The sequence below is a fragment of the Streptomyces sp. NPDC037273 genome (genome assembly GCF_055603625.1).
The window spans coordinates 289,077-313,609 of record NZ_JBVJVO010000005.1 but is presented as its reverse complement, the minus strand read 5'-3'; the positions used below and the strand labels follow the sequence as shown (position 1 = coordinate 313,609).

General features: G+C 73.6%; 17 protein-coding genes and 1 riboswitch. Of the genes, 8 read left to right on the top strand and 9 right to left on the bottom strand.

Features of this window, described 5'->3' with window-relative positions:
• Nucleotides 1-478: 478 nt before the first annotated feature.
• Nucleotides 479-2,554, top strand: a complete 2,076-nt coding sequence (locus ACZ7G1_RS16310; protein ID WP_470881810.1) for a serine/threonine-protein kinase — start codon at nt 479-481, stop codon at nt 2,552-2,554.
• A 198-nt stretch (nt 2,555-2,752) separates the two neighbouring features.
• Here the strand turns inward: ACZ7G1_RS16310 and exaC are convergent, their stop codons facing one another.
• Both exaC and ACZ7G1_RS16300 read right to left on the bottom strand, forming a co-directional pair.
• Nucleotides 2,753-4,276: an acetaldehyde dehydrogenase ExaC gene (exaC, locus tag ACZ7G1_RS16305; protein ID WP_470881812.1), complete on the bottom strand. Its 1,524-nt coding sequence runs from the start codon at nt 4,274-4,276 to the stop codon at nt 2,753-2,755.
• A 44-nt stretch (nt 4,277-4,320) separates the two neighbouring features.
• Nucleotides 4,321-5,559: a GAF domain-containing protein gene (locus tag ACZ7G1_RS16300; protein WP_470881814.1), complete on the bottom strand. Its 1,239-nt coding sequence runs from the start codon at nt 5,557-5,559 to the stop codon at nt 4,321-4,323.
• Between the two features lie 134 nt (nt 5,560-5,693).
• Nucleotides 5,694-5,801, top strand: a riboswitch (ZMP/ZTP riboswitch).
• Between the two features lie 28 nt (nt 5,802-5,829).
• Here ACZ7G1_RS16300 and ACZ7G1_RS16295 point away from each other — a divergent pair.
• A complete protein-coding gene (locus ACZ7G1_RS16295; RefSeq protein ID WP_470881816.1) occupies nt 5,830-6,684 on the top strand; it encodes a bifunctional 5,10-methylenetetrahydrofolate dehydrogenase/5,10-methenyltetrahydrofolate cyclohydrolase in 855 nt (284 codons plus the stop codon).
• Nucleotides 6,685-6,839: 155 nt separating this feature from the next.
• Here the strand turns inward: ACZ7G1_RS16295 and ACZ7G1_RS16290 are convergent, their stop codons facing one another.
• Together ACZ7G1_RS16290 and ACZ7G1_RS16285 are read right to left on the bottom strand one after the other, a co-directional pair.
• A complete protein-coding gene (locus tag ACZ7G1_RS16290) occupies nt 6,840-8,267 on the bottom strand; it encodes an SWIM zinc finger family protein (protein ID WP_470881818.1) in 1,428 nt (475 codons plus the stop codon).
• Nucleotides 8,264-11,095 carry a DEAD/DEAH box helicase gene (locus ACZ7G1_RS16285; RefSeq protein WP_470881820.1) on the bottom strand — a complete coding sequence of 944 codons (2,832 nt, stop codon included), beginning with the start codon at nt 11,093-11,095 and terminating at the stop codon, nt 8,264-8,266. Before ACZ7G1_RS16285 ends, ACZ7G1_RS16290 begins: the two co-directional genes overlap by 4 nt.
• A 356-nt stretch (nt 11,096-11,451) precedes the next feature.
• Here ACZ7G1_RS16285 and ACZ7G1_RS16280 point away from each other — a divergent pair, with 356 nt between their 5' ends.
• Nucleotides 11,452-12,564, top strand: a complete 1,113-nt coding sequence (locus ACZ7G1_RS16280) for a fatty acid desaturase family protein (RefSeq protein WP_470881821.1) — start codon at nt 11,452-11,454, stop codon at nt 12,562-12,564.
• 88 nt (nt 12,565-12,652) lie between these two features.
• A complete protein-coding gene (locus ACZ7G1_RS16275; RefSeq protein WP_470881823.1) occupies nt 12,653-13,198 on the top strand; it encodes an MOSC domain-containing protein in 546 nt (181 codons plus the stop codon).
• A gap of 28 nt (nt 13,199-13,226) precedes the next feature.
• Here ACZ7G1_RS16275 and ACZ7G1_RS16270 read toward each other — a convergent pair whose 3' ends face one another.
• Nucleotides 13,227-14,603 carry a tannase/feruloyl esterase family alpha/beta hydrolase gene (locus tag ACZ7G1_RS16270; protein ID WP_470881825.1) on the bottom strand — a complete coding sequence of 459 codons (1,377 nt, stop codon included), beginning with the start codon at nt 14,601-14,603 and terminating at the stop codon, nt 13,227-13,229.
• A 159-nt stretch (nt 14,604-14,762) separates the two neighbouring features.
• Between ACZ7G1_RS16270 and ACZ7G1_RS16265 the strand changes: the two genes are divergently transcribed.
• On the top strand, nt 14,763-15,362 hold the full coding sequence (locus ACZ7G1_RS16265) for an HD domain-containing protein (protein WP_470881827.1): 600 nt from the start codon (nt 14,763-14,765) through the stop codon (nt 15,360-15,362).
• Nucleotides 15,363-15,374: 12 nt separating this feature from the next.
• Here ACZ7G1_RS16265 and ACZ7G1_RS16260 read toward each other — a convergent pair whose 3' ends face one another.
• The 4 genes from ACZ7G1_RS16260 to ACZ7G1_RS16245 all read right to left on the bottom strand — a co-directional run bounded on the left by ACZ7G1_RS16260 (nt 15,375) and on the right by ACZ7G1_RS16245 (nt 19,881).
• Nucleotides 15,375-16,268: a hypothetical protein gene (locus ACZ7G1_RS16260; RefSeq protein WP_470881828.1), complete on the bottom strand. Its 894-nt coding sequence runs from the start codon at nt 16,266-16,268 to the stop codon at nt 15,375-15,377.
• A gap of 130 nt (nt 16,269-16,398) precedes the next feature.
• Nucleotides 16,399-16,734, bottom strand: a complete 336-nt coding sequence (locus ACZ7G1_RS16255) for a hypothetical protein (protein WP_470881830.1) — start codon at nt 16,732-16,734, stop codon at nt 16,399-16,401.
• A gap of 163 nt (nt 16,735-16,897) precedes the next feature.
• On the bottom strand, nt 16,898-19,057 hold the full coding sequence (locus ACZ7G1_RS16250) for an InlB B-repeat-containing protein (protein WP_470881525.1): 2,160 nt from the start codon (nt 19,055-19,057) through the stop codon (nt 16,898-16,900).
• Between the two features lie 188 nt (nt 19,058-19,245).
• The gene (locus ACZ7G1_RS16245; protein WP_470881527.1) at nt 19,246-19,881 is read right to left on the bottom strand and encodes a class I SAM-dependent methyltransferase; all 636 of its coding nucleotides are present in this window, start codon (nt 19,879-19,881) and stop codon (nt 19,246-19,248) included.
• Nucleotides 19,882-20,032: 151 nt separating this feature from the next.
• On the opposite strand from ACZ7G1_RS16245, the gene ACZ7G1_RS16240 reads away from it, so the two are divergent.
• From ACZ7G1_RS16240 to ACZ7G1_RS16230, 3 genes are all read left to right on the top strand, one after another.
• On the top strand, nt 20,033-20,866 hold the full coding sequence (locus ACZ7G1_RS16240) for an MHYT domain-containing protein (protein ID WP_470881529.1): 834 nt from the start codon (nt 20,033-20,035) through the stop codon (nt 20,864-20,866).
• A gap of 224 nt (nt 20,867-21,090) precedes the next feature.
• The gene (locus tag ACZ7G1_RS16235) at nt 21,091-24,096 is read left to right on the top strand and encodes a sensor histidine kinase (RefSeq protein WP_470881531.1); all 3,006 of its coding nucleotides are present in this window, start codon (nt 21,091-21,093) and stop codon (nt 24,094-24,096) included.
• Nucleotides 24,093-24,527: a roadblock/LC7 domain-containing protein gene (locus ACZ7G1_RS16230; RefSeq protein ID WP_470881532.1), complete on the top strand. Its 435-nt coding sequence runs from the start codon at nt 24,093-24,095 to the stop codon at nt 24,525-24,527. Before ACZ7G1_RS16235 ends, ACZ7G1_RS16230 begins: the two co-directional genes overlap by 4 nt.
• The last annotated feature ends 6 nt before the right edge of the window (nt 24,528-24,533 follow it).

The window sequence follows — 24,533 nt, the reverse complement described above, 5'->3', positions numbered from 1 at the left end:
ACCCGACCGACCGGGTCACCACCGGCCACGCTCACCGGCCCGTCCCACTGGCGTGTGGACTCATGTCGGGACGGCGTGTCCATCCGTACGCCCCTGCGTCGACGCTATGCGACGACCGCCTCCCCCGCCTCCCGCGAGCCACGCGTCCCGCGAGCCATGCGTCCCGCCCTGAGGGCGCTACGGAAGGCCTGGCTCCGGCAGGCCGAAGTGGCGTTCGACCCGCTGCTTCACCGTGTCGAGGCGAGGTTGCGCTGCCCGCGCGGGAGGGCGCGCCCGGCTCGCTTGGGCTGGTCGATTTCGGGTGAGCGAACCTCCGATCAAACCACTCCGCGGCCCCCGCAGGAGTCCGCTGTGGGCAGGAGCCCGCACAGGCTCCGGGTACGGTCGGGCTGGCTCCGATCAGGTTGAACAGACGGCGCTCCGTGAACGAAGCCGTCAGACCCATTGCTGTCGGGCAGTTGGGCTACTCTCCTTCCTCGTGGACCAGTTGACCGCCGAAGACCCGCCCCACATAGGCCCCTACCGCCTCATAGCCCGCTTGGGCGTCGGCGGAATGGGCCGCGTCTACCTCGCCCGCTCCGAAGGTGGGCGCACTGTCGCGGTCAAGGTCGTGCAGACCGAGTTCGCCCAGCACACCGAATTCCGGGCGCGGTTCGCGCGCGAGGTCACCGCCGCGAAGCGGGTCGGTGGGGCCTGGACCGCGGCCGTGCTCGACGCGGACACGGACGCGGAGACGCCCTGGGTCGCGACCCAGTACATTCCCGGACCCGATCTGCACGCCGTCGTGGCCGAGCAGCACGGGCCGTTGCCCGAGCAGTCGGTGCGGGTCCTGGCCAACCGGCTCGCGCTCGCCCTGCATGCCATCCACGAGGCAGGCCTCGTCCACCGCGACCTCAAGCCGTCCAATGTCCTCGTCACCGTGGACGGGCCCCGGGTCATCGACTTCGGAATCGCCCGGGCGCTGGACAGCATCAGCGGAGACAGCCTGCAGACCCGCACGGGCATGGTGATCGGATCGCCTGGCTTCATGTCGCCGGAGCAGGTACGTGGGCTCCACGTCACCGCCGCTTCCGATGTGTTCTGCCTGGGTTCGGTCCTCGCCTACGCCGCCACGGGGCGGCAGCCCTTCGGGGCGACCGGCAACGGGCTGCACGCCCAGTTGTTCCGGGTCGCCGAGGAGGAGCCCGACCTGGACGGGCTGCCGGAGACGCTCCTCGGACTCGTACGGGCGTGCCTGCAGAAAGACCCGGCACAACGCCCCACGCCGGAGCAGGTCGCCGCGCGCACCGCCACAGAAGGCGTCGACGAATGGCTGCCAGGCGCGCTGCTCGGTCGACTGGGGCGGCACGCAGCACAGTTGCTGGACTTCGACCCGCTGCGGCCGCACACGGCCCTCGCGCCGGGTCAGGTTCCCACTCCGCCGACGCCTGGCCGACCCGTGCCCACACTCCGGCCCGTGCAAGCGCCCGCCGCACCTCAGCCCGTGCAAGCTCCCGCCGCACCTCAGCCCGTGCAAGCGCCCCCCGAGCATCAGCCCGTGCAAGCGCCTGCCACGTCCCCCTCGGACGAGCTCGCGCACGCGCCCACGGTGGGGCCGGGATACGACGAAACGGCACGCTCGCACGTTCCGGCACAGACCCCGGAACTGCGGCGTCGCCCGGCCGTCGTGGCGGGGACGGCAGCCGTCGCGGTGCTCGTCACCCTCGGCGGCCTGCTCGCGCTCCGCCCCTGGCAGGGCGAGGCGGGGGAATCACCGTCCCTGAGTGCTCCGGAGGTGTTGCAAGGGAGCTGGGAGGCACGTCTCAACTTGCGGGACAGGGGCGGCCTGCGCATCGAGGGCGTGCTCGGCCGCCTGCTCATCGATACGAAGGGCACCGCCGAGTACTCCCTGCTGAACGAGGAGCGGTTGTGCGTCTGGGAAAGCACCATCACCGCATCCAGAAGCGACGCGATCAGGCTCGGCTCGAGCCGGCTGAAGAGGGCGAGCCCCAAGTCGGAGGCGGAACGTTGCGAGGACAACACCAGTGACTACGGTTCCTCCGCCCCGGACGGTACGGGGGCGTTCGTAGCCGTATGGAACGGTGCGTTCGAGTGGGATGACGACACGGGTTTTTACGACCACCAAAACGAAGGCATCTCCTACACACCTGACATGTTCGAGAAGGTGCCGCCCGCCAAGGGCGCGCTGCCGGAGAAGTTCCGGGGCTCGTGGGGCGGCCGCGCAGCGGACGGCACCTACCGCTTCGAATTCACGATGGGCGAGGGGCCGACGAACCGCGACATTCGTCTCGTGTCCATCAACGCGATGGGGGAGAGGTGCACGTACAAGGCGGAGGTGTTCTCCCGGGAGCCGGCCCGGCTCCGCACCGCGCCCGCGGAGCTCGCCGACAGCAAGCAGCCATCGGGCTGCGCCAAAAGCACCCCCTCCCTGACTTTCTGGGAGAGCGAGGAGAAGGGAAGGCGGAAGCTGTCGTCCGGGCCCCTCCTCGGCGCCGACACCCCCCTCATCGAAGCCGGGCACTGGGTGGGAGAGCTGACCGCCGTGGGCACCTGACGAGCTCGGACACGGCCGAATGCGCTCGCAGAGCCGGTCGGAGCATCGAGGCCCTGTTCCGCTTCTTCGCCAAGTTCCTGGACGGCGGCGAACCGTCTCATCGAGCAGCCCATGGAGGAACCGGACCGTGTCAGGCCCACGCGACCGGTGGGCGCCTGCCTGGGTAAAACCCCAGGTCAGGCGCCCTTTCTTGTACCCCTAAAAGAAGCCGAGCTTCTTCGGGGAGTAGCTGACCAGCAGATTCTTCGTCTGCTGGTAGTGGTCCAGCATCATGCGGTGGGTTTCGCGGCCGATGCCGGATTGCTTGTAGCCGCCGAAGGCGGCGTGGGCGGGGTAGGCGTGGTAGCAGTTGGTCCAGACGCGGCCGGCTTGGATGGCGCGGCCGGCGCGGTAGGCGGTGTTGGTGTCGCGGGTCCAGACGCCGGCGCCGAGGCCGTAGAGGGTGTCGTTTGCGGTGCGGATGGCGTCGTCGAAGTCGGTGAAGGAGGTGACGGCGACGACGGGGCCGAAGATCTCCTCCTGGAAGACGCGCATGCGGTTGTCGCCTTCGAAGATGGTGGGCTGGACGTAGTAGCCGCCTTGGAGTTCGCCGCCGTGTTCGACGACCTGGCCGCCGGTGAGGATCTTGGCGCCTTCCTGCTGGCCGATCTCGAGGTAGGAGAGGATCTTCTTGAGCTGGTCGGCGGAGGCCTGGGCGCCGATCATGGTGGTGGTGTCGAGGGGGTGGCCCGGGATGATCTGTTCGGTGCGGGCGATGGCGGCGTCGAGGAAGTCGGCGTAGTGGCCGCGCTGGACGAGGGCGCGGGAGGGACAGGTGCAGACCTCGCCCTGGTTGAGGGCGAACATGGTGAAGCCTTCGAGGGCCTTGTCGCGGAAGTCGTCGTCGGCGGCCCAGACGTCGTCGAAGAAGATGTTGGGTGACTTGCCGCCGAGTTCGAGGGTGACGGGCTTGAGGTTCTCGGAGGCGTAGCCCATGATCAGGCGGCCCGTGCTCGTCTCGCCGGTGAAGGCGATCTTGGCGACGCGGGGGGAGGAGGCGAGCGGTTTGCCGGCTTCCTCGCCGAAGCCGTTGACGACGTTGAGGACGCCCGGCGGGAGCAGGTCGGCGACGAGGCTGAGCCAGAAGTGGACGGAGGCCGGGGTCTGTTCGGCCGGCTTGAGGACCACGGCGTTGCCCGCGGCGAGCGCCGGGGCGAGCTTCCAGACCGCCATGAGGATCGGGAAGTTCCAGGGGATGATCTGCGCGACGACGCCGAGCGGCTCGTGGAAGTGGTACGCGACGGTGTCGTCGTCGATCTCGCTGAGGGCGCCCTCCTGGGCCCGCAGCGCCCCCGCGAAGTAGCGGAAGTGGTCGATCGCGAGCGGGATGTCCGCGGCGAGGGTCTCGCGTACGGGCTTGCCGTTGTCCCAGGTCTCGGCGACGGCGAGGGCCTCCAGGTTGCTCTCCATGCGGTCCGCGATCCGAAGGAGGACGGCCGCGCGCTCCGCGGGTGCCGTACGGCCCCAGGCGGGGGCGGCCGCGTGCGCCGCGTCCAGGGCGCGCTCGACGTCCTCGGCGGTGCCGCGGGCGATCTCGGTGAAGGGGCGGCCGTCGACCGGGCTGGGGTTGTCGAAGTAGCGTCCGCCCGCCGGGGCGACGTACTCGCCGCCGATCCAGTGGTCGTAGCGGGCCTGGTACGACATGAGCGCGCCCTCGGTACCGGGTGCGGCGTAACGGGTCATGGGCTTGGCCTCCCTCGGACGCGCCGGCCGTCCCTGGCCGGCGCTCACGGCCGAGTGTGGTGGCCCGTACGTTGCAACCCCGTTGCACCGGCGGACAGTTCCGCCTCCAGGGAGTCGAGCCGGGCCCGTACGGGTGCGAGCCGGTCCGCCGGTACGGCCGCGCACAGCGCACGCCAGACGACCACGTCGTCCTCGCCCCACGTGCTGTACGCCCAGTCCGCGAGCAGCCCCGGATCGCCCCGGTCCACGAGCGCCGCCCGCAACCGTCCCGCCAGCCGCTCCCGGAGCCGTACGACCCCGGGGGCGGTCGACGAGGGAAGCAGCGGGCCCGGGTAGTCGGCGGCGGCCGCCGAGACGGCACCGGAGGCGAGCCGGCGGTCGACCGCTGTGAAGTCGGCTTCGACGGCGCCCGCGAGGCGGTACGGGCGGGAGCGCAGCACATCGGGGCCGAGGAGCGTGCGCAGCCGGGACAGCTCGGCCCGCAGGGTGACCGGGGTGACGTGCTCGTCCTCGTACAGGAGCGTGAGCAGGGCGTCGCCGGTCAGGCCGTCAGGGCGGTGCGCGAGGAGCACCAGGATCTCGCTGTGGCGGCGGCTGAGCCGGATCCGCCGCCCGTCCACGCCGAGCACGGCCTCGTCACGGCCGAGCGCCGACACCGTGAGCCGGCCGGGTTCGGGGGCCGGCGCGAGCAGCGCGAGCTGGGACTCGGCCGCCCGCGCGACGGCCTGGACGAAGCCGAGGCTGTGTGGGTGCGCGAGCCGTGCGCCGCCCGTGATGTCGACCGCGCCGAGGAGCCGGCCGGTGCGCGGGTCGTGCAGGGGAGCGGCGGCGCAGGTCCACGCCTGGACGGGGCGCCGGAAGTGCTCGGTGGCGACGACCTGCACCGGCCGGTCGACGGCGAGCGCGGTCCCGGGCGCGTTCGTCCCGGCCGCCGACTCCGACCAGCGGGCCCCGGCCACGAAGTTCATGCCGTGTGCCTTGCGGAGGGTGGCCGGATGGCCTTCGACCCAGAGCATCCGCCCGGCCGCGTCGCAGACCGCGAGCAGGTGCTCCCCGTCCGTCGCGTACGCCCCCATCAGCTCCCGGATCACGGGCATCGCCGCCGCCAGCGGATGGCCGTCGCGGTGGGCCGCGAGTTCGTCGTCCGCCAGCTCCACCCGCGCCGCCCCGTCGGGGCTCACGCGCGCGCGTACCGAACGCCGCCAGGACTCGGCGACCAGCGGCCGGGCGTCCCCGGCGGCCGGACCAGGGTCGGCTTTCCCCGTCACCCACGCATCGCTCAACTCGGCCTCCCCGTCGAGGTCGTCATGGCCCGTCCGGGTCATCGTGGTGCCCGTGCGGGCCGCCGACAAGCGGCCGGACCGGGCGGCATATGCACCCTGTCCGGGACCCGACGCGAGCCCCTCACGTAGAGTGGGGCTCGGGCCGTGACTGGCGCTTGAGGTGGATCACCACCGGGGAGCGGCCCGGCGGCGCGCGTCCTGTCGGCGCGGGCCCGCCGATGCCGTGCGCCTGGGCGAACCACCTGTCATCGACGACGCCCAGGAGCAGCCATGTCCACCAGCACCGCCACCCTCATGGACGGCACGGCCCTCGCCCGCCGCACGGTCGAGGAGACCGCCGCCCGCGCCGCCGAGATCACCCGCCGCACCGGCGTCACGCCGTGTCTCGCGACCGTCCTCGTCGGCGAGGATCCCGCCTCCGTCACGTACGTGAAGATGAAGCAGAACCGCTGCGCGAAGGCCGGAATCCGCTCCAAGCACGTCGAGCTCCCCGCGTCCACGACGACCGAGGAACTCGTCGCCGCGATCACCGCGCTGTCCGAGGACCCCGAGGTCCACGGCATCCTCCTCCAGCACCCCGTCGGCCCGCACATCGACGAGCGCGCCGCCTTCGAGGCCATCGCCCCTGAGAAGGACGTCGACGGCGTCACCATGGCCTCCTTCGCCGCCATGGGCTTCGGCCTCCCCGGCTTCGTCTCCTGCACGCCCGGCGGCATCATGCGCCTCCTCGACGCGTACGACGTCGAGCTCAGCGGCAAGCGTGCCGTCGTCGTCGGCCGCAGCGCGATCCTCGGCAAGCCGGCCGGTCTTCTCCTCCTCGGCCGCGACGCCACCGTCACCTACTGCCACTCGCGCACCAAGGACCTCTCCTCCGTCGTCCGCGAGGCCGACATCCTCGTCGCCGCCGTCGGCAAGCCGAACTTCATCAAGGGCGAGGACATCAAGCCGGGCGCCGTCGTCATCGACGCCGGCTACAACCCCGGCAACATCGGCGACGTCGACTTCGCCTCCGCCGCCGAGCGCGCCTCCCTCATCACCCCCGTCCCCGGCGGCGTCGGCCCCATGACCATCGCCGTCCTCCTCGCCCAGACCGTGGAAGGCGCCGAGCGCCAGCTCGGCCTGTAGGCACCGAGGCGGCACCGGTGCGGCCCCGGAACCTCGGGGCCGCCCGGCCATGTCCGGCGCGCGCCGGAGTTCCGCAGCGCCTGTGGAGCCCGTGGCGCTGCGCCTGGGCCGGGCCGGGCGGGTGGCCGGGACTGGGCCGGCGCGCCCCGGTGGGCCTACGCGCTCTCGCCCGCCGCACCCGCTGTCAGCGCCGTCGCCAGCGCGACGGCCGGATCCCGGTCCGCCGGCCCCGCGGGCGACCAGTGCGCGCCTTCCCTGGCGTACGGCCACCAGCGGCCGTCCGAGCCGAGCCGCAGCTGCGTGTCGTCGCTCCCGGTCGTCCACCGGCAGCCCGCGGACCGTCGCAGGGCCGGCCGCTCGTCGTCCTCCCACGCATCGGCCAGCCGCGTCTCCGCCCAGGCGAGGCCTTCCGCGTCCGGGGTCCACTCCTCCTCCAGTACGGAGAGGGCGGCGGCCCCGCCGAGGCGCCACGCGCGCGTGGCGAGGTCCAGCTCGGCCGGAGTCCGGCCGGAACCGGAGGCCAGCCGGGCCGTGATCCATGACACGGGGGAGTCGGCCGCGAGCCGTACCGCGTCCTGAGTGGCCGTCAGCTCCGGTGCGGCGGTGCCGGACGAGGCGAGGGACGCCACCAGCATCCGATGGGCCCGGGCCGCCGCGTCCGTCGCGAGGAACTCCAGCGCCGTCGGGTCGACGCCGGGCTCGGGGTCCGTCTCCGTGTCCAGCGAGGGCGAGACGCCGGGTGCGGCAGGGGCGGCCGGGGGGTCGGGCAGAGGCGGCAGGAGGAAGGACTCCGCGTACGCCTCGGCGGCGGGGACGCCCGCCATGCCGCCGACACCCGCCGGAGCGTCCTCGGCGGGCCCGTCGTCGCCCTGGCGCCCGCCGCTCGGAGCGAGGGCGCGGGCGGCGCTGCGGGCCTGGAGCTCGTGGAGGAGGGTGCGTTCGCCGCGGCCGCGCATCAGGAGCAGCACGAAGGGGTCCTCGTCGAGCAGCCGCGCGACCTGGTAGCAGAGCGCCGAGGTGTGCGGGCAGTGGTCCCAGGCCTCGCAGCCGCACTCCGGCTCCAGGTCGCCGATGCCCGGCAGCAGGTCGAGACCGGCGGCCGCGGCGTCCTCCACCAGATGCGGGGGCATCTCGCGGTCGAGGAGCGCCGCGATGTGCCCCGCGCTGTCCACGGCGAGGTCGAGGAGCCGCTCCCACTCGTCCTCCGAGAGCTCCCGCACCAGGACGTCGCTGCGGTACGCCGTGCCGTCGCGGTCCTTGACGACCGCCGTGATCCGGCCGGGCCGTACGGTCACGGCACCCACCGCTCCCGCGCGCGCGTGGCGGCGCCCGGCCTTCAGCTGCACCCCGTCGAGCGCGGTGTCCTCCAGGGCCTTGAGCCAGGCCCGGCCCCACCAGGTCCGGGCGAAGGCCGTGCCCTGCGTCGGCGGCAGCGCCGTGAACGTCCGCTCGTCGCCGCCGTGCCCGGGGCCCGGAGCGGCCTCGTGCCCGCCGTACGATCCGCCGCCGTGCCCGCCGTACGATCCGCCGCCGTCCCCGCCGGGTCCGTACTCGTCCCCGTACTCGTTTCCCGCCCCGCTCATCGTCCGTCCCCTCGCAGTCGCACCAGCTCCGCCAGTTCGGCATCGGTCAGTTCGGTCAGTTCCCTCGGGGCGTCCGAGTCCGCGCCGAGGACGCTGTCGGCGAGTTCCTTCTTGCGGTCGAGCATGGCCGCGATGCGGTCCTCGACCGTGCCCTCGGCGATGAGCCGGTGGACCTGGACCGGGCGGTCCTGGCCGATCCGGTAGGCGCGGTCGGTGGCCTGTGCCTCGACGGCCGGATTCCACCAGCGGTCGTAGTGGACGACGTGCTCGGCGCGGGTGAGGTTGAGGCCGGTACCGGCCGCCTTGAGGGAGAGGAGGAAGACGGGGACGTCACCGTTCTGGAAGCGCGCGACCATGGCTTCCCGTTCGGCGACGGGCGTTCCGCCGTGCAGGAACTGCGTGCGCACGCCCCGCGCCGCCAGATGCGCCTCCAGGATCCGGGCCATGCCCACGTACTGGGTGAAGACCAGCGTCCGGGCGTCCTCGGCGAGGATGGTGTCGAGCAGTTCGTCGAGCAGTTCGAGCTTGCCCGAGCGGCCTTCGATCCTCGGCCGCTCCTCCTTGAGGTACTGGGCGGGGTGGTTGCAGATCTGCTTGAGGGCGGTCAGGAGCTGCATGACGAGGCCCCGGCGTTCCATGCCGTCGGCGTCGGCGATGTCGGCCAGGGTCTCCCGTACGACGGCCTCGTAGAGGCCGGCCTGCTCCGGTGTCAGGGAGACGGCGCGGTCGGTCTCCGTCTTCGGCGGCAGTTCGGGGGCGATGCCGGGATCGGACTTGCGGCGGCGCAGCAGGAACGGGCGGACGAGGGCCGCGAGCCGTTCGGCGGCGGCCGGGTCAGCACCGCCTTCGACGGCGGCGGCGAAGCGGGTCCGGAACGCGCCCAGGGTGCCGAGCAGCCCTGGCGTGGTCCAGTCGAGGATCGCCCACAGTTCCGAGAGGTTGTTCTCCACGGGGGTGCCGGACAGCGCCACGCGTGCGCGTGCCCGGATCGTCCGCAGCTGCCGGGCGGTCGCCGAGTACGGGTTCTTGACGTGCTGGGCCTCGTCCGCGACGACGAGTCCCCAGTCGTGTGCGGCGAGCCGTTCGGCGTCGAGGCGCATGGTGCCGTAGGTGGTGAGGACGAAGCCGCCGTCGGCGAGCTCGTCCAGGTCGCGGGTGGCGCCGTGGAAGCGGCGCACCGGTGTGCCGGGCGCGAACTTCTCGATCTCCCGCTGCCAGTTGCCCATGAGCGAGGTGGGACAGACGACGAGCGTGGGGCCCGCGGCGGCCGGGTCGGTCTGGCGGTGGAGGTGGAGCGCGATGAGGGTGATCGTCTTGCCGAGGCCCATGTCGTCGGCGAGGCAGCCGCCGAGGCCGAGCGAGGTCATCCGGTGCAGCCAGTCGAACCCGCGCAGCTGGTAGTCGCGCAGGGTCGCGGCGAGCGCGGCGGGCTGCGCGATCTCGGGCCGGCCGCCCTCGGGGTCGGCCAGCCGTTCGCGAAGCCGTTCCAGCCAGCCGGTCGCCGCCACCTCGACCGGGCGCCCGTCGACCTCGGTCGTGCCGGTGAGGACGGCCGCGAGGGCGTCGACCGGCGTCAGCTTGCGGTCCTGCCGGTCCCTCGCCTTCCGCACGTCGGCCGGGTCGACGAGGACCCAGCGGTCGCGCAGCCGGACGAGCGGCCGTCCGGCCTCGGCCAGAGCGTCGAGCTCCGCCCGGGTCAGTTCCTGGTCACCGACGGCGAATCGCCAGTGGAAACCGAGCAGCGCGTCGGCCGACAGGAACGAGGGGAGGGCGGAGACCGCGTGCCCCTCGTCCGCACCGGCGGGTGCGGCGGCCCGTTCGTCCGCCTCAAGCGGGCCGATCGCCCCGCGCGAGGTCAGCCGGTCCGCGAGCTCGCGCGGCCAGTGCACCTGGACGCCCGTCGCCGCGAGGGCGCGGGCGGCCGGGCCCAGGAGTTCGGCGATCTCCTCGTCGGCGAGTTCGACGGTGTCGGGAACGGCCGCCGAGAGCAGCGGGGTCAGCGCGGGCCAGGCACGGGCGGCGCGCCGCAGGGCGAGCAGCGCGTCCATCCGGGCTCGCGGCCCGAAGGCGGCCCCGGCCGGTCCGGAGCCCGCCCACACCTCCGCCGCGTCCGCGACCAGGGTCGGGTCGGCGACGCCGTGCAGCTGGAGCACGGCCCGGAAGGCCGGTGCCTCGGCGGACTCGGCGGTGAAGCCGGGCAGTTCGATGCGCAGCGACAGCCGTACGCCCGCGTCGTGGACGGCCGCCACGTCGGCGGCCCACGCCCGGTGCTCGGCGACCGTCTGAGGCTCGTCGGCGGCGAAGGCGGGGCCACCGGCGGCGAGCGGAGCTGCGGGGGTACGGGGGAGGGTGTCCGCGACCGCGTCGGCGAAGGCGCGCAGCAGCGCCTCCGGGTCGGGCAGCAGCAGCGGCTCGTCGAGGGAGAGCGGTACGGCGTGGGCGGTGGGCGGCATCGACGCGGCGAGCGTCCGGAGTTCCGCCAGCTCGCCGGGGCCCAGCGGCCCCGCACGCCAGGCGTCGTGGTCGCCGGGGGAGACGCCGGGCAGCAGGAGGCCACGGGAGACGACGTCGAGGGCGAGGAGCGAAGCGGCGCCCCAGAAGGCCCCCGCCGGCGAGGCGGACTCCGAGAACCGCGCGCGGATCAGCAACGGCAGGGCGTCCCGTACGGAAAGGGTGTGCGCGGGGACGGTCACGGGCTGGTGGTCGACGGCGTCGACGACGGTGAGCTCCCGCACCTCGGCCGGCCCGCAGGCCTCGGGCAGCTCGTCGCCGTCCGGCGACCAGAAGGCGATCCGGCCGGCGCGCGGCGGATCGGCGGGAAGGAACACGGCGGCGTGGCGGGTGAGTGCGGGGGCGGGTTGTTCCTGGGCGAGAAGGGGAGCGGGAGCGGGTTCGCGGGCCGAATCATGGGGTCCGTGCGACAGCGACAACGCATTCCTCAAATTTGACTACCTGGGGTTCGAGCGGCCGAGGATACCCCGCCGTCCACCCCTGACACGTCATCAACCGCCGTGATCCGCCTCACAGGGGCAGGGGGTGGGGCTGTCCCCACCCCCGCACCCCGGGTCGCCCCCTGTCGGGGACGGGTGGTGACGCCATGGCCCCGGACGATCACGGATCCGTACGTTCTCGGTAGACGCCCAGCAGCGCCCGACACCCCTGACCGACAGAACCGGAGCCCCTCATGTCCCAGGCCACCGTCCTGCCCCCGGCCCCCGCGCCGTCCGTGGCGGTTCCCACGGTCATCACGGCGAAGCCAGGCCGTGCCAAGGGCGCCAGCGAGTTCAGCCCGCTCCTGCGCACGGTCAGGGAGCAGGGACTCCTCGAACACCGGCCTGGCTGGTACGCCCGGGGCATCGCCGTCAACCTGCTCGGCTTCGCCGCCGTCGTGGCCGGCCTCGCCCTGATCGGCCCCTCCTGGTGGGCGCTGCTCCTCGCGGTCCCCCTGGCCCTGCTGTCCGCCCGGGCGGCGTTCGTCGGCCATGACGCGGGCCACGCGCAGATCACCGCCGACCGGCGGGCGAGCCGGATCATCCAGCTCGTCCACGCCAACCTCCTGCTCGGGATGAGCCGGGAATGGTGGAACGACAAGCACAACCGCCACCACGCCAACCCGAACCACCTCGACAAGGACCCCGACGTGGCGGCGGACATCCTCGTCTTCGCCGAGCACCAGACGGCCGGCCGCACCGGTCTGCGCGGCTTCCTGACCCGTCACCAGGCCTGGCTGTTCTTCCCGCTGACGACCCTTGAGGGCATCGCCCTGAAGGTGTACGGGGTCCAGGCCCTGCTCGCGAAGGACGGCCCGTGCCGCACCCGGCGAGAGCGCCTCGTCGAAGGCGGCCTGCTCCTGGCCCACTTCGCCGGATACGCCGCCCTCCTCCTCACCCTGCTCACCCCCGCCCAGGCCCTGGTCTTCGCGCTCGTCCACCAGATGCTGCTCGGCGTGCACCTGGGCATGGCCTTCGCGCCCAACCACAAGGGCATGGAGCGGCCGGACGAGCACGAGGACGGCGACAGCTGGGGCCATCTGCGCCGACAGGTCCTCACCTCGCGCAACATCCGTGGCGGCGCCCTGACCGACTGGTTCCTCGGCGGGCTCAACTACCAGGTCGAGCACCACCTCTTCCCGAGCATGCCGCGCCCCCACCTCCGGCTTGCCCAGCCCGCCGTCAAGGCCCACTGCGCCGCGCTCGGCGTGCCGTACACGGAGACGGGCTTCGTCGACTCGTACCGCCAGGCCCTCGGCCACCTGCACGAGGTGGGCGCGCCGCTCCGCTCCGAGGGCGCCGAGTAGGGTCGTACCCGCAGGGCGCGATGTGATCATCGGTCCGGGCGGGCGGTCGGCCGCCGCCCGGACGGACAGCGAAGGGGGAGCTCTCACCATGAGCGGCGGCACCGTCACGACGGTCAGCAGCAACGGCACCTACTCGTTCACCAAGCCGAACCGGGAGGACATCACGCTCCTCACCGGGCTCGGGGTGGAGGGCGACGTCCACGCGGGCGTCACGGTGAAGCACCGTTCCCGCGTCGCGCAGGACCCCACCCAGCCCAACCTGCGGCAGGTGCACCTCATCCACGCCGAGCTCTTCGACGAGGTCGCGGACGCCGGCTTCGAGGTCGAGCCCGGTGACCTCGGGGAGAACATCACGACCCGGGGGATCGACCTCCTCGGCCTGCCCACCGGCACCGTCCTGAGGATCGGTGCCGAGGCGGTCGTCGAGGTCACCGGACTGCGCAATCCCTGCGCCCAGATCGACAACTTCCGGCACGGACTGCTCAAGCAGGTCGTCGGCCGTGACGAGAACGGCGAGATCGTCCGCAAGGCCGGGATCATGGGCATCGTGCTGACCGGCGGGAAGGTCGGCCCCGGCGACTCGATCACGGTCGAACTCCCGGCGGAGCCGCACCTTCCGCTGGAGCGGGTCTGAGCCCCGGGGGCTCAGCCGCGCATCCCGCTCACTGCTCCAGAGAGCAGGAGTTGACCAGGTCACCGCCCGCCGGCCGCGCGATCGTGCGGTCCGCGGGCGGAGCCGTACCCTCCTCGACCCAGCCGGTCAGCGCGTCGAACGCCGAGCGGTAGCACGGCAGGATCGGACGCAGCCGGTCCGGGTAGGTGTCGTACAGGCCGTCCGTGTGCGTCCCGCCCTGCACCGTGTAGTACCGGTGCAGTCCTCCGCGCCGGCGCGCCTCGATCATCCCGGCGTACACATCGGAGTCGGTCGCGATCGGCAGCAGGGTGTCGAGGTCGCCGTGCAGGGTGATGAGCGGCTTGCCGATCCTGCCGGTCAGCGCGACCTTCGCGACCGCGCGGTGCACGGCGGCGGGACGGGACGCGTAGTCGTAGGAGGCGTCCGAGGCGCACGGCGCGAGGATCTGCTCCACCGTGCCGCCGATCGAGGCGCCGGGGCAGGCCGGGTCGTACGCCGGGTCGAACTCGACCCGGAACATCTTCTGCGTCAGCCCCCAGTACGCCTTCTCGTGGTACGGCCACAGGAAGCGCGAGCCGGGCGCGAAGCCCGCCGCGATCAGATCGTCGTCGGTGGCCAGGCCCTGCGACCGCGCCACCGTGACCGGCAGGCTGGTCAGCAGGTTCGGGCCGCGCGTGGTCCACAGCACGCCCTCCCAGTCGACCCCGCCGTCGTACAGCTCGGGCCGGTTCTCCAGCTGCCAGCGCGTCAGATAGCCGGCATTGGAGATGCCCGTCATGTACGTGTGCTCGGGGCCCTTCCCGTACCTCTGCCGTACCGCCTTCTTGGCCGCCCGGGTCAGCTCGGTCACGCGGCGGTTCCACTCGGCGACCGCGTCGCCCGGCTCCTGCCCGTCGGTGAAGAAGTTCGGCCCGGTGTTGCCCTTGTCGGTGGCCGCGTACGCGTACCCCTGCGCGAGGACCTGGTCGGAGATGAGCGCGTCCGTCGAGTACTGGCGCCGCGTGCCCGGCGCACCGGTGACGACGAGCCCGCCGTTCCAGTCGTCGGGCAGCCGGATCACGAACTGCGCGTCGTGCGCCCAGCCGTGGGTGGCGTTCAGCCGCGAGTCGTCGGGGAAGTACCCGTCGATCTGCAGGCCCGGTACCCCCGAGGGGTTACGGGTCCCCTTCGCGGCCAGACCCGCCTGGTCCGCCGTGTCGGTGTACGACGTGCCGGCGAGCCCCGCGGTCGTCAGGTCCTCCAGACACGCGGCTTGCTGGTGTTCGGCGCCGGGCACCCGGAGCCGGTCCTGCCGCGCGCAGTGCGCGGCGGACCCCTCCGAGGCCCCGGCGGGGCTCGCGGGAGCGAGGACGGTGACCCCGGTCAGCAGCGCGGCGAACAGGGAGACGCCTGGGAACAGGCGCATGGTGGGCCTCCGATGGGACGACGTGACGATGTACAGCGCCACATCGTGCGGTCCCCTTCCACCCCCGGACCATGGTTCGGAACCACACCTCGGCCCATCGCCCCATGTGGGCGCCGAACGCGCCGGTCTTCCGTCGACCCCACTCGCTACCCTGCCGGGATGGAGATCTCCACGACGGACGACATCCGCGCACTGCACCTCAAGTACGCCCCCGACGAAGCGGCCTTCGAACGCGTCTTCACCCACTGCGAGATCGTGTGGAAGGTGGCCCAGCACCTCATGTCACGCGGCGCGGACCGGGACGTGGACCCGGAGCTGGTCCGGGCGGGATGCCTCCTCCACGACATCGGCGTCTACCGCCTGTACGACTCCGAGGGGCGCCGCGACGGCCGCAGCTACGTGCTCCACGGCATGCTCGGCCACGAGCTCCTCGCCTCCGAAGGCCTCCCCGAGGTGCTCTGCCGGTTCTGCTCCTGCCACACCGGCGTCGGCCTCACCAAGGAGGACATCCTCACGCAGGGCCTGCCGCTGCCTCCGGCCGACTACGTCGCCGTCAGCCCGGAGGAGCGCCTCGTCATGTACGCGGACAAGTTCCACAGCAAGAGCACCCCGCCGCGCTTCGTGTCCCCCGAGACCTACACGGTGGCCGTCAGCCGCTTCGGCGCCGAGAAGGTCGCCGCGTTCGGGACGCTGAGGTCCGTGTACGGCGACCCGGAGCTCGACGGCCTCGCGGCCGAGTACGGGCACGCGGTGACCTGAGTTCGGAGCCGGTCAGGACGGGCGCACGGCCAGCGCGGAGAGGCCTTTGAGGAGCGCGGCCAGCTCGGGGCCCCGGGGCACCGGCAGCACCTCGCGGGGCACCTCGTCGAGGAGGACGAACGCCATGTCGTCACTCCGGGCCGCCAGCGACCAGCCGGGGCCGTCCGCGCGCAGGGTGCACGCCCCGTCCTCCGAGGCGGCGTCGGCCCGGACCCGGCCGACGGGCGGCGCCTTCTCCAGGTAGCCCTGGAGCTCCCCGAGCGCCCGCCTGACGCCGTCGTACGGGTCGGGGGCGGCCGCGGCATCGTCGACGGCCGGCATGTCGGCCGCGGAATCCTCGTCGAGGGACGGCGCGTCGGCCGCCGAATCCTCGTCGACGGACGGCGCGTCGGCCGCCGAATCCTCGTCCCTCCTGGCCCGCCAGGACGCCCAGTGGAGCGCCACCTCGTCGGCGCCGAGGCGGCGCTGGGCAGGGCCCCACTCCGTACCGGAGGGCGGGACCAGCGGATCCGGGTCCCCCTCCTCGGGCTCGGGGTCGTGCGGGTCCGGCACGCCGGGAGCGCGGCTGGCCAGGTCGAGCGGCCAGCCCGGCAGGCCGGTGACCACCGAACGCTCGTCGGGGGAGAGGTCGTACGCCATGCCGCAGTCCCAGGAGGAGATCGCGACGGCGACGAGCGAGACGTCGTCCACGACGACCGTCCACCGCGCCCCGAGCCCGTCCTGGCCGAAGACGAGCCCGTATCCCCGGGCGTGCGGCTGGAGCCCCAGCGCGGCACAGGCCGCCGGGTAGTCGTCGCCGAGCACGCTCAGGAAGCGCTCGGGCGTCAGCAGCGCCGCGGTCAGCACGAACAACGCGTCCGCGTCGCCGTCGGCCCCTGCCTCGGCGATCGGGTCCGTCCCAGCCACTGCAGCCTCCCCATCCGGTCGTCGGCGCACCTTAACCAGTGAGTAACCCGCACGTCGAGAGGCTTCGCCCCGGAACCCGGCCGGTCAGGTCCCGCCGGTCAGGTCCCGCCGGTCAGGCGTCTCCCGCCGGTCAGGCGTCTCCCGCCGGCGGGCGGGGCGGCTCGGCGCGCAGGCCGAGGAGGGAACGGGCGACGGCGGTCGGCGTCTCGTTCCGCTCGCGGGCGAGGGTGAGCAGGGCCCGGCAGGCCAGCTCGTTGACGCCGAAGCTGAGCATGCCGGGTGACACCCGGCTCGCCGCCTCCTCCGCGCGGGCCGGATCGTCCTCGGCGCAGGCCGCCACGTAGGCGGCGGCCGCCTCGAAGAGGTTGTGTCCCTGCCGGGGCCGCGGGGGCGCCGGCGCGGCGGCCGAGGGTGCCCGCCGTGCGGAGGGGAGGAGTCTGCGCAGTCTTTCCGGTACTGGTGCCACGGCCCGCCGCCTCTCCCGGGCACGACTGCCCGGCATGTCCACGGTAGACAGTGAAGTGCCGTGACAGAAGGGTGCGTTGACACCGGAGATCAGGGAGCGGCGCCGTGCCCTGGTGTCCGGACCGCCGGCGTCGCCGACGGTCCGGACACCAGGGGAGGCGTGCCTAGGAGGCGCGGCCGAAGACCGCCGTCAGGGTGTGGCCCTGCTCCTCGAAGGTGACGGCCGTCTCGCCCTGCGTGAGCTCCTCGTCACCGCCGTACGACTCGCCGTCGAGCAGCCAGTCCATGAACACGAACCCGGGGTCGGGCACGGCGGTGGCGATGACGGTGTCGCCGTCGGAGTAGGGGCCGTCCTGCGACAGCGACACGGTGCCGTGGCCGCCCTCGCACTCCACCTTCAGGGCGTGCCGCTTCTGCTCGAAGAGCGCGGTGAGTTCCATGTCGTCGGTGCCGACGCCGAGGGCGATGGTGTCGTCGCCGCCCGCGCTCGATCCGTCGAGCTCCCAGCCCGCGAAGTCCCAGCCGGCGGCGGGCACGGCCTCGTAGAGGAGGTCGGCCCCTTCCAGTTCGGCGCGCTTCGCGGGAGCCTTCTTGACCGTGCCGCTGCCGCTGGTCTTGGTGGTGACGTTCGAGGTCGGCGTGGTGCCCTTCTTGAAGAGGGCGACCAGGGTGTGGTCACCGGCCGGCACCCGGAAATTGGCCGCTCCACCCGTGACCGCCTTGCCGTCGAGCTTCCAGCCACTGAACACGTACCCCTTGGCGGCGACCGCCGAGTGGACCGTGCTGGTGCCCTGCGGGTACGGCCCGGGCGTGGCCGCCTTGACCGTGCCGCCGCCGGCGGGCGAGACGGAGGAGGTCACCGCGCACAGCGCGTCCGAGGTCTTGGCGGCGCGGTACGCGGCGACGGCGACGCCGGTACGGCTCAGCACGTCGGAGTTGTCCGCCTGGTTGGCATTGCCGAGCGGGACGCCGATCGGCTCGCCGCGATACTTCTGCTTCGGGTTGGTGAAGTGGTTGATCCGGTTGCACGCGCCCTTGGTCGCCTTGCGGCAGCTCGACTCGTACGCCATCAGGGACGACCAGTCGCCCTTCGGCGGGAAGTAGCCGGTGGCGCCGTTCTCGGGCTGCACCGGCTGGGTGACGCGGTCGTGGTCGGCGCTCATGTTGTGGCCGATCTCGTGGCCCATGGAGTAGTTGCCGATGGCGGACCGGCCCACGACGTTGTAGCCCCACGCGGCCGTGGACGGGCCCGGGTTGGGCGGCGTGTAGCCGAGGCCGCCGGCGGCACGCCCGGCGGCGATGACGGAGACGACGTCGGCGCCGTACTGGTCGCGCAGCTTCGGGATGTTGTCGGCGACGCCGTCGGTGGGCGAGGCGACCGCGCTGAGCAGGGTGTTCGTGACGCCGTCCTGCGCGGTGGACACGGTGACGGGGGTGGTGGCGACGAGCCGCAGCCGCACCTTGGTGCCGCTCGCGGAGAAGGCGTCGTTGGCCAGCGAGATGCCCTGCGCCGCGAGGGCCTTGATCTGGGCGTCGCCGCCCGCCTCCGTACGGGCGCCCGGGGTGTAGCCGACCAGGACGTCGATGAGGGCGTACCCCTTGCCGCCCTTGCAGGGGGCAGCCGCGCGGGAGGGCGCCGGGGGTGCGGAGGCCAGCCGGCGGGCCTCGGCGGCGATCGCCGCGCGGGGCGGGGTGCCGGCCGGGGGCTCGTCCTCGTCGGTGAGCGGGGTGCGCTGGACGATCATCACCCGGCCCGGAGCGAGCGGCTCGACGGCGTAGGAGTCGCCGCCCAGCATGAACTGGGCGCTGAGGATCTCGTTCCCGGGCGTCTTGTCGCAGCCGCCCTCCAGGGTCACGACGACGTTCTGGTCGACGGTGCCGGTGACGACGCCGTTCCAGATCAGCGTGGAACCGATCGTGGAGCGGGACTGCTCGACGGCCTGGACGGTCACGTCACCGAAGAGAGGAAACGTCACTTCACGGCCGTAACCACTGCCGCACACGGGGGCGAGCGCGGCGGGCAGGACCCGCGCGACGCGGCCCCGGACGTGCTCGGCGCCGAAGTCCTCGCCGGCGTCGTCCTCGGGAGCGCGCGCGTCCTGACCCGCCGCCGCACGCGTGCGCGTGGCCGTGGTGACGCGTTCGCCGTTGTCGGCGCTGAAGGCCCCCTCCGTGACGGCCGCCCGTACCTCGCGTTCGTGCGCGGTCGGCCCGGACACGCCGGCCTCACCGCCGTCCCGGGTCGGCGCGAAGCCGGTCACGGTGGTGACCCCCAGCGCCATCGCCCCGAGGGCCACACCGCCCGTCCATCTGTAGCGGGCCATCTCGTCCTCTCCTCCTGTTTCCCGGGGCACTCGTACCGTGTGCGCCTGGTTCACCTGCAGAAACGACAGAAGGAGTTCCCCGAGCCGATCATGGGATCACCTGTTCGGTGCGAAGATCACCCGCCGTGGCGGAGTGTTCGGCCGGCGTGTGCTCCGCATGGCGGTGCTCCCCGGCCGGGACGGCCGGTTCAGGACTCGCGTACGGCCATGGCCAGATAGCGCGCGTCCTCGTCGACGTAACTGACCAGCCGCCAGCCGGCCTCGGCGAGTACCGGGCGCAGCCGCGGCTCGGCGCGCAGGTCGTCCGGGGTGATCTGCCGGCCGTGCCGGGCCGCGAGCGCGGCTCGGCCGATCGGGTGGAAGAGCGCGAGCCGGCCGCCGGGGCGTACGACACGGGCCAGCTCGCGCAGGTCGGCGACCGGGTCGGCCAGGTGGGAGACGAGTCCGGCGCCGAACACGGCGTCGAGGGCGCCGTCCCGCACGGGGAGGCGGCCGACGTCCGCGATCAGCAGGGTCGCGATTCCGCCGTCACCGCCGGGCTCACCTACTGCGTTCCGGCCACCGCGCCCGGCCAGAATGGCCTGTTCGAGCATTTCGGGGGTGAGGTCGGCGCCCAGTACGGTGCCGGTCGGGCCGACGGCGTCGCGGAGCGGCGGCAGCGCCCGGCCGGTGCCGCAGCCGGCGTCGAGCACGGCGTCCCCGGGGCGCAGGCCCAGTTCTGCCACGGCGGCGGCGTACGCGGGCCCGTCGTCCGGGAACCGGCTGTCCCAGTCGGCCGCGCGGGCACCGAAGAACTCTCGTACGTGTGTGGGGTCATCGCTCATGTGCTCATGATCGCGCACACGGAAGGGTGAACGTTCTGTGTGCACGTTCGAACTCGGCGTGATCGTTCGGGATCATCTCTCTGTCATATTCCATCAGCTTTCGAAATGCGCCCCCGGTGCGCCCCCCGGTGCGGACTAGCGTCCCGGAGCCATGGGACACCTGGACCACGCCACCTTCGGCTGGCTGACACCCGCGCTGTCGTACGCGATGGCCTGCATCGGCGCCGCCCTCGGGCTGCGCTGCACCGTACGGGCGCTCGACGCGACCGGTCGGTCGCGGCGGAACTGGCTGCTCACCGCCGCCTCCGCCATCGGCACCGGCATCTGGACGATGCACTTCGTCGCGATGCTCGGCTTCGGCGTCACCGGAACCGACATCCGCTACGACGTTCCGCTCACCATCCTCAGCCTCGTCGTCGCGATGGCCGTCGTCGGCGTCGGCGTCTTCGCCGTCGGCTACGGACGGGACCGGGTCCGCTCGCTCCTGATCGGCGGACTGACCACGGGCGTCGGCGTCGCGAGCATGCACTACATGGGCATGGCCGCCCTCCGCCTCCACGGCCGGGTGACGTACGACCCCGTCCTCGTCGGCCTCTCCGTGCTCATCGCGGTCGTCGCCGCCACCGCCGCCCTGTGGGCCGCCCTCAACATCCACTCGCCCGCCGCGGTCGCCGTCGCCTCCCTGGTGATGGGCGCGGCCGTCAGCAGCATGCACTACACCGGGATGTTCGCCGTCGGGGTCGAGGTCGCCCCCTCCGCCGCGGTCCTCCCCGGGGCCACGGTCATGCAGTTCATCTTCCCGCTCGCCGTCGGCCTCGGCTCCTACCTCTTCATCACCTCGGCCTTCGTGGCCCTCTCCCCGACGGCCAGGGAACGCGCCGCGTACGCCTCCGCGGGGCGCCTGACCGAACCGGACGAACGCGCCGTCGACGTCGCACCCCCCGGCTTCCGCACCACCGAACCCGCCCGCACACCCACCCCCTGACCCCGCGCGACCTCACCCACCACCCGCCGAAACCCGACCGAAGTGCACCACCCGCCGACGCCCACCCCGCACCACCCGCGCAGGACCCACTACCCGCCGAAGCCCACGCCCCACCCACGCAGGACCCACCGCCCGCCGAAGCCCGCCACCCACCGAAGTTGACCCCGCACCACCCGCGCAGGACCCACCGCACCAGAGCACGAAGCAGCCGGAACGAGGAGGCCATGCGAACTCCCCGCAAGACCAAGGGCACCGGGGCGACACCGCCGCCGGCCGCCGCACGCGGGCGGCGCGCACACGCCGGGCCGCCCGCCGACGAGCCGGGGCGGACCCCGGACGCCTTCCCGGCCACCGGCCGCACCCCCGCCGAGGCGCCGGTCACGCCTCCCGCCGACTCCGCCCCGGCGCCCGGCCGAGCGCACCCCGACAGCATCGAAGGGCCCACCGTCGGGGGACCCGCCACTACGGACCCGCGGACCTCCGGCCCTGGGCGTCGCATGGGACAGGGGCTGCGCCCCCGTACGGTCCGCGCCAAGATCGTGTCGCTCCTGATGGTCCCGGTCGTCTCGCTCCTCGCCCTGTGGGGATTCGCGACCGTCACCACCGCGCAGGACGTCGCCGGGCTCCGCAGGCTCCAGCGCGTCGACGCCGAGATCCGCGAGCCGGTGTCCGCCGCCCTCGCCGCCCTCCAGGACGAACGGCGCGCCGCCGTACGGCAGGTCGCGGCGCCCGGCGCCGGCCGGGCCGCCGAGCTCAAGGACCGCGTCCGCCGCACCGACGAGGCCGTCGACCGGCTCCGCCTCGACGACACACACACCGTCGGCGACACCGGTGACCTGCCGGACGAGGTCGCCGGCCGCGTCGGCGCGTTCGTCGCCAAGGTCGAGGGCCTCGCCAAGCTCCGTACCGCCGCGGCCGACGGCAGGGCCGACCGGGACCAGGTGTACGAGGAGTACACGAACGCCATCTCCGCCGCCTTCGCCGTCGGCGGCGCCCTCACCGGCATCCAGGACGGCGGGCAGGGATCCGACGCGCGCGTACTCCTCGAATTCGGCCGGGCGGTCGAGATGCTCTCGCGCGAGGACGCCCTCCTCGGCTCCGCCCACCTCACCGGCAGCCTCAGCGCGGAAGGACTCCGCGCGTTCTCCGGCGCCGTCGAGACCCGGCGCACCCTCACCGCCACGGCCACCGCCGACCTGCCCGCCGCAGCCCGCGCCGAATGGGCCGAACTCGCGGCGGGCGGCGACCACGCCCGGCTCACCCGGGCCGAGGACCGAATCCGCGCGGCGAACCCCGGCCGGCCCGCCGCCCAGGCCGTCACCTCCGCCGACTGGGACGACGCCGTCACCGCCGTCCACCGCGGCCTCACAGCGATCGAGACCGACGCCCGCACCGAGGCGGCCGGCCGCGCCGACCCCTTCGCCGGCGGAGTCCTCAGCGCCGGCGGCGCCGCCGTCGTCCTCGGCCTCGCGGCCGTTGCCGCCTCCCTCGTCATCTCCGTCCGGATCGGCCGCGGCCTCGTCGTCGAGCTCGTGAGCCTGCGCAACACCGCGCTCGGCATCGCCCGCCGCAAACTCCCCGCCGCCATGCGCCGGCTGCGCGCGGGCGAGGAGATCGACGTCCAGGCGGAAGCCCCGCCCGGGCCCGTCTCCCAGGACGAGATCGGCCAGGTCGGCGAGGCCCTCACCACCGTCCACCGCGCGGCCCTCTCCGCCGCCGTCGAACGCGCCGAACTCGCCAGCGGCATCTCCGGTGTCTTCGTCAACCTCGCCCGCCGCAGCCAGGTCCTCGTCCACCGCCAGCTCAACCTCCTGGACAGCATGGAGCGGCGCGCCGACGACCCCAACGAGCTCGGCGACCTCTTCCGCCTCGACCACCTGACCACCCGCATGCGGCGCCACGCCGAGAGCCTGATCATCCTCTCCGGCGCCGCACCCGGCCGCGCCTGGCGGATGCCCGTCCCCCTCACCAACGTCGTCCGGGCAGCCGTCTCCGAAATCGAGGACTACGCGCGCGTGGAGGTGCGCAGACTGCCCGAGACGGCCGTCGTCGGCGGCGCCGTCGCCGACCTCACCCACCTCCTGGCCGAACTCATTGAGAACGCGGCACAGTTCTCCCCGCCCCACACCAAGGTCCGCGTCAGCGGCGAGCCCGTCGGCAACGGGTACGCCCTGGAGATCGAGGACCGCGGACTCGGCATGGGCAAGGAGACCCTCGCCGAGGCCAACGACCGCATCGCCCAGTCCGAGGCCCTGGACCTCTTCGACAGCGACCGGCTCGGACTCTTCGTGGTCAGCCGCCTCTCCGCCCGCCACGACATCAAGGTCCACCTCCGTACCTCCCCCTACGGCGGCACCACGGCCGTCGTCCTGCTCCCCACCGACCTCCTCCAGGGCGCCCTGCCCCCCGGCCGCGGCACACCCGCGACCGCACCGGGACCCGACGCCACCCACACCGGAGCCGCGCCCACCGGAGACCCCCGAACCCAGGCCTCCGGCGCGGCGCCCCAGACGGCCGGCGACCATCACGCCCGCGCCGCCCGGGAACGCGAAGAGGCCCAGCGCGCCGAGGCCCGCCGCTTCGGCCGGGCACCGGGACCGCGCACACCCCCGCAGCCCGGCCCGAGCGCCACGACGCCCCCCGCGCTCGCGCCCGGCGCACCGGTCCGCCCCGTCGCCCCCACCGCGGGCCCGGCCGTGGGACCGCGCCGCAGCGCCCCGCAACCACCCGCGGGCGCGCCCCGTCCGGCGGACGGCTCCCGTCCGTCGTCCACCCCCCAGTCCGTGCCGTCCCCCCGCCCGCCGCAGCCGCTCACGCGCCCGACCGCCGTGCCCGCACTCGCCGCTCGACCGGACGCGGGGGCCCCGCCCGCGGGCGTCACCGCACTGCGCCCCCGCGACGCCGCCACGCAGCCGCCGGCGGTCGAACACCCGTCCACCACGCCCGAGGCCCCGGCCGGACACGACGACCCCGAGGCCGAACTGCCCCGTCGGGTACGCCAGGCGAGCCTCGTACCGCAGCTGCGCGAGGCACCGGCTCCCGAGCCCGTGCCCACCCCGGCCGCCGCCACGGACACCCGCACCCCGGAACAGGTCAGGGACCGGATGTCCGCCTTCCAGGACGGCTGGCAGCGAGGCGGTGGCGGCGCGTCAGGACCCCGTCGCCCCCTCGGTTCCGGCTACATCACGACCCCCCTCGACGACCCCCGCAGCGAAGGAGACGACGCATGATCGACCACGAGAGGATCACCCACCACCGCTCCGGCGAACTCGACTGGCTCCTCGACGACCTCGTCATGCGGGTCCGCGAGGTCCGGCACACCGTAGTGCTCTCCAACGACGGACTCGCCGTCGGCGCCTCCAGCGGCCTCAGCCGCGAGGACGCCGAGCACCTGGCCGCCATCGCCTCCGGCTTCCACAGCCTCGCCAAGGGCGCCGGACGCCAGTTCCACACCGGCGGGGTACGCCAGACGATGGTCGAGATGGACGACGGCTTCCTCTTCGTCGCCGCCGCCGGAGACGGCTCCTGCCTCGCCGTCCTCAGCTCCGCGAGCGCCGACATCGGCCTCATCGCCTACGAGATGGCCCGCCTCGTCAAGCGCGTCGGCGAGCACCTGCACACCCCGCCGCGGCTCTCGATGACACCGCCGAGCGCCGGCTGACCCGGA

What these genes read in the sequence shown, in the direction of transcription:
- exaC (WP_470881812.1), bottom strand. Translation starts at nt 4,276, where the DNA reads ATGACCCGTTACGCCGCACCCGGTACCGAGGGCGCGCTCATGTCGTAC.
- ACZ7G1_RS16295 (WP_470881816.1), top strand. Translation starts at nt 5,830, where the DNA reads ATGTCCACCAGCACCGCCACCCTCATGGACGGCACGGCCCTCGCCCGC.
- ACZ7G1_RS16290 (WP_470881818.1), bottom strand. Translation starts at nt 8,267, where the DNA reads ATGAGCGGGGCGGGAAACGAGTACGGGGACGAGTACGGACCCGGCGGG.
- ACZ7G1_RS16280 (WP_470881821.1), top strand. Translation starts at nt 11,452, where the DNA reads ATGTCCCAGGCCACCGTCCTGCCCCCGGCCCCCGCGCCGTCCGTGGCG.
- ACZ7G1_RS16275 (WP_470881823.1), top strand. Translation starts at nt 12,653, where the DNA reads ATGAGCGGCGGCACCGTCACGACGGTCAGCAGCAACGGCACCTACTCG.
- ACZ7G1_RS16270 (WP_470881825.1), bottom strand. Translation starts at nt 14,603, where the DNA reads ATGCGCCTGTTCCCAGGCGTCTCCCTGTTCGCCGCGCTGCTGACCGGG.
- ACZ7G1_RS16265 (WP_470881827.1), top strand. Translation starts at nt 14,763, where the DNA reads ATGGAGATCTCCACGACGGACGACATCCGCGCACTGCACCTCAAGTAC.
- ACZ7G1_RS16250 (WP_470881525.1), bottom strand. Translation starts at nt 19,057, where the DNA reads ATGGCCCGCTACAGATGGACGGGCGGTGTGGCCCTCGGGGCGATGGCG.
- ACZ7G1_RS16245 (WP_470881527.1), bottom strand. Translation starts at nt 19,881, where the DNA reads ATGAGCGATGACCCCACACACGTACGAGAGTTCTTCGGTGCCCGCGCG.
- ACZ7G1_RS16240 (WP_470881529.1), top strand. Translation starts at nt 20,033, where the DNA reads ATGGGACACCTGGACCACGCCACCTTCGGCTGGCTGACACCCGCGCTG.
- ACZ7G1_RS16235 (WP_470881531.1), top strand. Translation starts at nt 21,091, where the DNA reads ATGCGAACTCCCCGCAAGACCAAGGGCACCGGGGCGACACCGCCGCCG.
- ACZ7G1_RS16230 (WP_470881532.1), top strand. Translation starts at nt 24,093, where the DNA reads ATGATCGACCACGAGAGGATCACCCACCACCGCTCCGGCGAACTCGAC.